The 2020-nt window shown below is 38.0% G+C and carries 1 protein-coding gene; it reads right to left on the bottom strand.

All coding sequences use genetic code 11. The features are described 5' to 3' along the window. Positions 1 to 268 precede the first annotated feature (268 nt). Positions 269 to 2020, bottom strand: a 1752-nt coding sequence (locus AC6F75_RS14630) for a fibronectin type III domain-containing protein (RefSeq protein ID WP_500715828.1), incomplete at its 5' end; no start/stop codon positions are given.

Here is a 2020-nt window from a genome sequence, read left to right as displayed (position 1 = left end):
TACAGGCAAACAGAAAATAGAAATTTTTCATGACAGAACGGTTTTAGGTTATGTTTAATATATTCACTAAAAGCGTATTAAATATATAGGATGAATTATTAATATCCAAGTATTTAGGTCATTATTTGTCAGTTCAATACTCCCGGTCTTCACATAGGCTGTTTGTTACTTGCTAAAATAGAACTCAAAAATTTATACCATAAAAAAAGCTGCCCTTTCGGACAGCTCCTTTATTAAAAATAAATTTAAAGTGTAACCTATTGAAAGATTACTTTTTAATTAATTTATAGATTCCAACTTTTCCGGTTGAAGTTGTGACATACATTAAGTATGGACCTGATGCAAAGTTTGAAACATCGATTTGAGTCTTTGTGTTTCTTACTCTTTGTTCAATCAACTTCTGACCGGTCAAACTGTAGATTACAACTTTTTCAATTTCAATTTGAGCAGTGATATTTACCACATCAACCATTGGGTTTGGATAAAAAGCAACACTGTTCAAGCCAAAGTCATTTACACTTAAAACATCAGTAGTAAATGCAAACGGCCCTTCCCAATCGCTCAATCCGTCAGAGTCACAATTGGTCCTAACATAGAAGTCATAATTGGTGTCTTCATCAAGACCCATTACAATAACTGAAGTAACACCTGTTGCAACAGTTCCGGAAGTCACGGCAGGGTCAACCAAAGGATTATCTCCGGCGTTGAATACCGCCCATTCATAACCGTTAGTTTCTGTTGCAGAAGCTGTCCAAGAGAATTCAGCAGTCGTAGCTTCTACATTAACCTGAGTTACATCAGTTGGCATTTCACAAACTGAATTAGTAGTAACTGCTATCATTAATGGGTTACTAATGAACATTGTGATCGCATCACAAACGCTAACGAGATACAAATCATAATCAGTATCTGGTGTAAGACCTGTAATCATGGCTGAAGTGGATGTAGCTCCGGAAACATAATCATCATCTACCGATGGGTCAACCAAAGGATCGTCGCCTGAGTTCATCAATCTCCAGAAATAACCCTCCACATTACTTATGTCAGTAGGAGGTGTCCAGGAAAAATCAATAGTTGTATCGCTAACACTATCTAAAGTCAGTGCTGATGGCATTTGACATATAGATGTAGTGGATACCGCAATCATAATGTGGTCACTAATAAATCCTGAGGTTACATCACAAACGGTAACTAAATACAAGTCGTAATTTGTTTCAGCTGTAAGGCCTGTAATTATTGCTGAAGAGGATGTTGCACCAGGAACAAAACCTACATCAACCGGTAAGTCAACCAGCGGGTCATCACCAGAGTTCATCAAGTACCAGGAATAACCATCCACACCACTGTTATTTGCTGGTATAGTCCAGGAGAAATTAATAGTAGTATCAGTAACATTATCTATGGTCAATGCAGATGGCATTTCACATTCAGTTGCGTCATAAGCTGATATTAGGAATTCACCTTCGTCAAGGTCATAACCCCAAACTCTTACCAATAAAATTTCGCCGGGAGTAAGTCCTGTTAATTCCAGAAGTGAGAAAAATCCGATTCCTCCATCAGCATTACAGGCAATAGAGGTTATGTTTCCACAAGTACCTGAATAAATCTGTAAGCCGGTATCATTCATTCCGGGGTCACTGTTTGTTTTTGTTTCTATTGTAAGTGCACCTGAAATAGGTACTTCTACGGTATACCACACGTCTTTACCATTAATATTAAAATTGAAATAGTCACAAGTTGGATATGGATCGTTTGGATTGTGTGTGGCACCTAGATTGGTACCCACAACCTGATAATCTGGAAAACTTACACCTACTGTCAGCATTATTGCGTCTGTACATTCATCATTTACCGGTACTGGTACCGGAGTTGAGTCTGTCAGTACATTTAATGGGCCTGCAAGACTACTTTCTATACCCGCAATACATAATGTTGATACATAGAAGTCATAAATTGTTCCTGCAGTCAGACCTGAAACTGCAACTGTTGTAATACCTGTTGCAACACTTCCGCTTTGAAC

Source organism: Planktosalinus sp. (genome assembly GCF_059864935.1).
This window is presented reverse-complemented; position numbering and strand designations above follow the sequence as displayed.